General features: G+C 69.0%; 7 protein-coding genes. 1 reads left to right on the forward strand and 6 read right to left on the reverse strand.

What is annotated here, in order from left to right:
* Positions 1-233 precede the first annotated feature (233 nt).
* The 5 genes from ACNPM4_RS10685 to truB all read right to left on the reverse strand — a co-directional run bounded on the left by ACNPM4_RS10685 (position 234) and on the right by truB (position 5,316).
* Positions 234-2,378, reverse strand: a complete 2,145-nt coding sequence (locus ACNPM4_RS10685) for a DEAD/DEAH box helicase (protein ID WP_029263660.1) — start codon at positions 2,376-2,378, stop codon at positions 234-236.
* 234 nt (positions 2,379-2,612) lie between these two features.
* Positions 2,613-3,566 (reverse strand): bifunctional riboflavin kinase/FAD synthetase, encoded by a 954-nt coding sequence (locus ACNPM4_RS10690; RefSeq protein ID WP_029263661.1) that lies wholly within the window; start codon positions 3,564-3,566, stop codon positions 2,613-2,615.
* Positions 3,563-4,000, reverse strand: a complete 438-nt coding sequence (locus ACNPM4_RS10695) for a hypothetical protein (RefSeq protein ID WP_258133965.1) — start codon at positions 3,998-4,000, stop codon at positions 3,563-3,565. Before ACNPM4_RS10695 ends, ACNPM4_RS10690 begins: the two co-directional genes overlap by 4 nt.
* A 57-nt stretch (positions 4,001-4,057) precedes the next feature.
* Positions 4,058-4,426, reverse strand: coding sequence for a hypothetical protein (locus ACNPM4_RS10700; RefSeq protein ID WP_105709759.1), 369 nt, complete (start codon positions 4,424-4,426; stop codon positions 4,058-4,060).
* Positions 4,423-5,316, reverse strand: coding sequence for a tRNA pseudouridine(55) synthase TruB (gene truB / locus ACNPM4_RS10705; protein ID WP_448985668.1), 894 nt, complete (start codon positions 5,314-5,316; stop codon positions 4,423-4,425). The genes ACNPM4_RS10700 and truB overlap by 4 nt, the downstream gene beginning before the upstream one ends.
* 108 nt (positions 5,317-5,424) lie before the next feature.
* Here truB and ACNPM4_RS10710 point away from each other — a divergent pair, with 108 nt between their 5' ends.
* Positions 5,425-6,321 (forward strand): HhH-GPD family protein, encoded by an 897-nt coding sequence (locus ACNPM4_RS10710; protein WP_105709757.1) that lies wholly within the window; start codon positions 5,425-5,427, stop codon positions 6,319-6,321.
* A 5-nt stretch (positions 6,322-6,326) separates the two neighbouring features.
* Here ACNPM4_RS10710 and ACNPM4_RS10715 read toward each other — a convergent pair.
* Positions 6,327-7,671 (reverse strand): response regulator transcription factor (locus ACNPM4_RS10715; protein ID WP_448985669.1); only part of this gene is annotated, 1,345 nt, incomplete at its 5' end.

Raw genomic sequence — 7,671 nt, forward strand, 5'->3', positions numbered from 1 at the left:
CGCCGCCGCTCGTCAGGATGCCGATCTTCATGCTGGTGCCTTCAGACGTTCGGGAGATGGGGGAAAGAGGCGACGCTGCCTTCGATCGACACTAGCGCCCCACGTACCCGGGCGCCATTCGAAGCCGACGAAAACCGTTGATCTTGACACCGCGATCCGCCGATCTCGACGAACTTCTTGATCCCGAACGTCGAAGAGGCGAAACCGACGTTAAGAACCGGAGTTCTTCACTCTTATGCCGCGCCCAGAGCCTGCCGCAGCAGGTGCATGAGAGCCGCCAGCTGCACGGGTTCTGCGGCCGACTCCTCGACGGCCTCACCGTCGAGCGCGCGTGCCGCGAGGCCCTGCTTCTGGTCGATCAGCTCAGCGATCTTGGTGTCGATCGTGTGCGCGGCGATGATCCGCCACGCCGTGACCGGCTCGTCCTGACCGATGCGGTGCACGCGGTCGATCGCCTGAGTCTGTTCGGCCGCCGTCCAGGACAGCTCTGCGAGGACGACGTTCGACGCCGCCTGCAGGTTCAGACCGACGCCGGCCGCGGTGAGCGAGCAGACCGCGATCCCCACGGAAGGGTCGCTGTTGAAGTCGTCGATCGCCTGCTGACGAGTCGTCGAGGTCTGGTCGCCGCGGATCGACACCGACCGGATGCCCACGGCGGCGAAGTGCGCCTCCGCACGGTCCATCACGTCGATGTGCTTCGCGAAGAAGACGACCTTGCCGACGGACCGCTGCAGCTGCGCGGCATAGTCCGCCGCGAGCTGCGCCTTGGCCTGGCCGATTCGGCGGACCATCGTGAAGACGTTGTCTCCTCCGGTGCCCGCAGCCTTCGACTCCTCGAGCTCGTTCTGGGCGACGAGGCGGACGATGTCCTCGTCGATCTCCCCGGGCGCCAGTCCACGGTCTCCGCGGGCCTCGATGATGCGACGGTACCGAGCCGCGAGCCGCTCGCCGAGTTCGCGCTCGGCCTGGCGGATGCTCCGTCCGAACTCGTCGTCGAGCTGCACGGGCAGGTCGGCGATCAGCTTGTCCGGCAGATCGGCGGCGACGTCCTTCTTCTTGCGTCGGACGATGCCCATCGAGATGACGGCGTCGCGTGCCTCGGGGTAGAACGCCTTATCGGCCGGGGTGAACCCCGTGGCGTCGAGCTTCTCCATCAGCTCCGGGCCGGGCTTCTCGCCCGTGGTCCACCCCAGGAAGCGCCAGATCGCGTCGAAGTCCTCGACGTCGTTGATCAGCGGCGTGCCCGTGAGGGCGAGCATAAGGGGATCATGCCCCGGCGTGCGCTCACGCACCTGAGCAGCCAGCGAGAGGACGTTCTGGGAGCGCTGCGATGAGAGGTTCTTGATGAAGTGCGCCTCGTCGACGACCATTCCGCGCAGACCGATCGAGGCCAGCCACGACATGTGCCGATCGAGGATCTCGTAGTTCACGATGAACACGTCGGCGAACGCGTCGATGTCGGTGCCGTCGCCCTGGATGACCGTGGCGCGGCGCTGCGGCGTCCACCGCTCGACCTCGCGCGCCCAGTTCATCTTCACGACGTTGGGCACGACGACGAGCAGCGGGTACGCACCGGCCACCGAGGCTGCCAGCACCGACTGCGCCGTCTTGCCGAGGCCGGGCTCGTCTGCCAGGAGGAAGCTGCGGTGACCCGCCTTCACCGCCTCCAGGAACCGCGACTGATGCACCATGACCTCGAGGCCCTTGGGCGAGATGTGGTCGTACTCCGGCGCCGGCGGCAGATCCATCGACGCAGCGGATCCGCCGGCTCCGGTCTCGAACGCCTTGTACAGCGGGCCCATGAGCTCCCAGCCGTCGAGGCGGCGGCGCGGGGTCGCAGCCGGGCGCGGCGTGAGATCCGGAGCGAGGAACGGGTTCGCCAGCTGCCGCGACTCGACCGAAGGAGGCGTGACCTGTCGCTCGGCGATCGCCGCGGGAACCGTGGAGATCTGAACGGGTGCGGCATCGGCGATGATCAGCTCTTCGGGAGCGAGCTCCGCTCCCGACTCGAGAAGCCAGTCGCGTCGCATGCGCTTGGCGACCGGCGACGTCGCCTGGTCGGCCTCGAGCAGCTGGATGAGCGACGTGTCGCGCGCGGCCGTCTTGGCGAGGATGGTGGCCACACCGTCGAGGCGCTTCAGCAGCTCAGCGCGTGCCGGGTCACCGATCTCGGCGTCCGCCTTCACTCTGGCGCGCTCCTCGCGCACCAGGAACGCGATCACCTGGAACTTCACCCGGTTCGTCGGGCCGAGCTTCCCGCGCTGCGACTTCGCCTCGATCTCGCGCACCTTGCGCGCCAGGATCGGGATGAGGGGTGCCTCATCGTCGCGACGGGACGTCTTCTTGCGCCGCGTGGCGGCGGTTGCCGTAGTCGGCATGCTCCTCCTGAGCGTGAAGGCTCCGGCTTCCCCATGAAGCCCTGAACCGTTCTCGTTGTCCGCGTGTGGCGTGAGCCAGGACCGTACGAACAGTGGGTCGTCTTCCCGTCGAAGCACGCGAGAAGCGTGAGAATCGGCGGGAGCCGACTCCATTCTATGTCATCGGACGGTCGTCCTGCAGATCGCCCACGCCGAGTCGTCGGACGACGACCGGGAAGCACCGTGGCAGGGCGATTATGCGGATGTGATGCCGAGAGCCCGAGCAGCGTCCGTGACGTCCGCACCCATCTGCTCCATCAGCTTCTCGATGCCCTCGAAGGCGACCATGCCCCGCAACCTCGCCACGAACTCGACCGTGACATCATGTCCGTACAGGTCGAGCCCGGTCTCCCCCAGCACGTGCGCCTCGACCTGACGTACGAGCACGTCGTCGAAGGTCGGATTCGTGCCCACCGAGATCGCGGACGGATGACGGATGCCGGTGTCGTGGTCGACGAGCCACCCGGCGTACACCCCGTCGGCGGGGACGAAGGCGTCGACGATGGTCGAGAGGTTGGCTGTGGGGAACCCCAGCTCCCGCCCGCGCTTGAGGCCGTGGACGACCTCGCCGCGGACGTCGGGATAGCGCCCGAGCACCGTGGCGGCCGAAGCGACGTCCCCCTCCATCAGCAGCTCTCGGATCCAGCTGGACGAGACGCGGCGAGGGGAACCGGGAAGGTACACATCGTCGACGACCTCGACGGAGAAGCCGTAGCGAGGGCCGAGTTCGCGTAGCAGCTCGGGCGTGCCCGCGCCTCGGTGCCCGAAGCGGAAGTCCTGACCGACCAGGACGGTCGACACCTGCAGCGCACCGACGAGGATGTCGACGACGAAATCCTCCGCGCTGCGGGCGGCCATCTCCTCGTCGAACGTGAGCACGAGCGTCGCGTCGAGCCCGAGGCCGCCCAGCAGCTCGAGCTTGCGCTCGACCGTGACGACGTTCTCGGGACAGCGATCCGGCCGGATGACTGCCAGCGGATTGCGGTCGAAGGTCACGGCGACCGCGCGGCTCCCGGTGGCGGCGGCGGCTTCCTTCAGCCGTTCGATGACCGCACGATGACCCGCGTGGACACCATCGAACTTGCCGATGGCGACGGCGCTCGGGCCGAATCCGCCGGGAACCTCCTCCGGGCTGCGGAAGACGATCACGCGTGCACCTCGGCCGGAATCGCGGCATCCACGGGGCGGTGCGTGCGCAGCCACCAGATTCCGAACACCGGGAGGACCAGCGGGATGAACAGGTAACCGCGCCCGAACAGCGACCACACCGTCTCGTGCTGGAACAGCGCCGGCATCAGGATGCTCAGCAGTCCCACTACGAGGACACCGGTGAGCTCGAAGACGATCGCGACCCAGGCGACGGTGTACCACCCACGACGACGGGCCAGGACGAGCGCGAGGGTCGCGAGGATGTAGACGACCGCAGCGAGTGCGGAGAGGGAGTACGCCAGCGGTGCCTCGTCGAATCGGCGGACGATCTGCACGAAGCTGCGGCCGGTGGCGGCCAGCGCCATGACGGCGTAGACGATCACGAGGACGCGACCGATTCCGGTCATCCGAGTGGAGGGGGCGGTGGAGCTCATAGCGCATTCCATCCTAGAGCCGCGGGAGGGCACCGGACTCCGCCACGACCCCTCGCGTCACGCGATCTGGACGGTCCAGATGACCTGCATGCGCCACAGCATGATCGCGATCGCGAGCGCCGCCACCCCCAGGATCACCGTGCTCCACCGGCTGCGCTCCATGAGCGCCCACAGTACGGCTCCGATGGGCAGGAGCACCGCCGACACCAGGTAGACCCAGTACTCGAGCAAGTCCCCCGTCGGCGGGTTGCCGGCGAGCGGTGCGACGATCGCGACGATCACCTGGACGACGAGCAGCACTTCCACGAGGGCGAGCGCCCCGACGCTGATGTCGCTCGGTCGCCGACCACTCAGTCCGGCGACGATGCAGAAGATCCCGGCAGCGACGGCGACTGCGATCTGCGCGATCGTGAGCCACAGGATCATCGGTCGGCCTCCGGCATGTTCATGGCGCTCTTCAGATCTGCGCCCCGCTTCTCGACGATGCCCACCAGAAGGCCATCCGGGTCGATCGCGGCACCGAGAGCGTCTGCGAGGCGGGCGGCCTGCCCTCCCAGTCGCTTGCCGTGTCGGAGGTCCCGTGCTTCTTCCGCGGACATCTCCAGCACCGGAAGGATGCGCCCCGCCGCGTCGCCTGGAGTCAGCGTCGGCGCGCCTTCGAGCGCATCGAGACCGACGGCATCCGTCACTTCGAACGGCCCGACCCGCGTGCGCCGCAGCGCGGTGAGGTGTCCGCCGACACCGAGTGCGGCGCCGAGGTCACGGGCGAGCGACCGGATGTACGTGCCGGAAGAGCAGTCGACGATCACATCGAGATCGAGAAAACCGTCTTGCTGACGCCGTGCCGACACGTCGAAGCGAGACACGACGACGTCCCGCGCGGCGAGCACGACCTCTTCGCCGGCACGGACGCGATCGTATGCACGCCGTCCGTCGACCTTGATCGCGGACACCGAGCTGGGAACCTGCGAGATCTCGCCGGTCAGCGCCAGGATGCCCTCGTCGACCGCGGCATCCGTGACCGCGCTCCATGCCTCGGGTTCGGCGGTCGTCAGGATCTCGCCCTCGGCGTCGTCGGTCCCGGTGATCTGTCCGAGACGGATCGTCGCCTCATAGGTCTTGTCCGCGCCGACGATGTAGGTGAGCAGTCGGGTGGCACCTTCGATGCCGATGACGAGGAGTCCGGTCGCCATCGGATCGAGTGTCCCCGCATGGCCGACCTTCCGCGTCCCGAACGCGCGCCGCGTGCGGGCGACCACGTCGTGGCTGGTCAGCCCAGCGGGCTTGTCGACGAGAAGGATGCCGGGCGAGACCATCCCCTCAGCCTACCGACGACGCGCGCGCCCCCGGTCCGAGGCAGCCCCCGGTGCCGCACCGTGAATCGCCGGACCGACCACGGGTCACGGCTCACGTACGCTGGAGGGATGCCCGGACCGCAGGCCCCGTCCGATGTCGTATCGCGCCTGCCGACGTGGTATCGATCGACCGCTCGAGACCTGCCGTGGCGCCGAGCGGAGTTCCATGACGAGTTCGGCGCGTGGGGCGTCCTGGTCAGCGAATTCATGCTTCAGCAGACTCCGGTCTCCCGAGTCGTCCCGCACCTCGAGGCGTGGCTCGCGCGCTGGCCCACACCCGCGGCGATGGCCTCTGCCTCGGCCGCGGAAGTCGTGCACCAGTGGGCCAATCTCGGATACCCGCGTCGCGCGCTCTGGTTGTTCCGGGCGGCTGTCGAGATCACCGAGCGGCACGGCGGGATCGTGCCGCGCGACGTCGAGGCCCTGCTCGCCCTGTCCGGCATCGGCGACTATACGGCCCGCGCGGTCGCGGTCTTCGCTTACGGCGACCGTCACCCGGTCGTCGACACGAACACTCGGCGCGTCCTGGCCAGGGCTGTTCAGGGGCGGGCCCAGCCGGCACCGCCCTCGCGGCGCGACCTGGAGCTGATGGACTCCCTCCTGCCCGACTCACTGGCCGACGCCGCGGAGTTCAACGCCGCCATGATGGAGCTCGGCGCGACCGTGTGCACGTCGCGGGCACCGCGATGCGAGCAGTGCCCCCTGGCCAACAGCTGCGCGTGGCTGGCAGCCGGCAGGCCGGACACCGGGGATGAACGCCGTCGCCAGGCCACCTACGAAGGCTCGGATCGACAGGCACGCGGTGCCGTGCTGCGGCTGCTGCGCGATCGGTCCCCGGAGGCGGTGCCGCTCGATCTCGTGCTCCCGGAGTGGCCGGATCCCCGTCAGCGCGACCGGGCGATCGACTCGCTCATCGCCGACGGTCTCGCCGAAGCCGACGGGATGGCCCTCTCGCTGCCGCGCTGACGAGCTCAGAGGTGATGGTCGGTGCGATGTGCCAGCACCGTCAGCTCGACCCGACTGCGGACATCGAGTTTCGCGAAGACCCGGCCGAGGTGGACCTCCACCGTACGGACCGAGAAATTGAGCATCTCGGCGATGTCACGGTTCGCCGCCCCGCCGACGGCGTACATCGCGACTTCCAGCTCGCGCGCGGTCAGCTGCAGCGACCATGCGGCTCGACACGCCGCCAGCGGATCGACGGTGGGAACGATGCTCCCCTCCTTGGCGTCCAGCCTGTCCAGCCGTCCGCGGATCGTGCGCGCCCATGCCGTCGCACCGCACAGCTCGAACAACCTCTCGGCGTGCTCCAGGTGGATACGAGCCGAGGGATGATCGTCGCGGATGGCGTACTGGGTGCCGAGCATCGTCTCCACCCTCGCGCGCGCGAACGGGGAGCGGAGCGTCCGCGCCTCCTCGCGCACTTCGACGCACTCGGAACGCCAGCGACCATCGCCAGCCGTCGCCAGCCGGACGCGCAGACTCTGCGCGAGGGCGATCTCCGGCGGCTCGATGGATGGCGCGGGTGTCGAGCGTCCGTCCGGATCGAGCGCCAGCTCGTCGAGCGCGGGAACCGTCATGGTGGTCCGCGCCGATCCGAGGTCGGCCCAGAGACGGATGGTGGCTGCAGCGTCGTCGAATGAACCGGCGAGAAACGACTGGATGCCGCGGTCGACGAGACGGTCGATCCTCGCGCCCGCCGGCAGCCCTTCGGTGAGCGATCGGGCGTACGGTCCGAGTTCACCGAGCACGGCGAGGTCGAGACGTCTGGCCAGCACCACGCCCAACCCGGCGAGTGGCAATGACACCGGCAGCACGAGTGCGGCCTGGATCAACCGGTCGCGCGCGAGGCCGATGTCGCCACGCCACACCAGCAACAGAACCTCGACGACCGCGCGATACGCCTGGACGACGGGGCTGTGCTCGAATCCCGGAACGAACGGATCCGCGTCGGCGGGCATCCCCGATCCGCCGCTCGCGAGCACGCGCAGCCCCAGGTCAACGTCCCCGCCCATCGCGGCCTGCAGCGCGCGCAGCATTCCTCCCGTCACCGGCCCGGAGCCTACGGTCGCGCCGATGTCGCGTTCACCCGCGATCAGCCAGCTCAGCGCGACGACGGGGTCCCTGAGTTCGTGCTCGGCACCGATCCGCGTGGCGCCTTCCCGGACGGCGTCGAGCCAGACACGCATCCCGCGCCGATCGCCCCGTTCCGCGCACAACACCGCAGCCAGAGCAGCCGCCCTCGTCCAGTGGCACCAGTCGTCGGAGTCGTCCGTGCACGGGCGCAGCACTCGCGGGTCGACCTCCGGCACTGAG

This window comes from Microbacterium umsixpiens, from assembly GCF_053543675.1.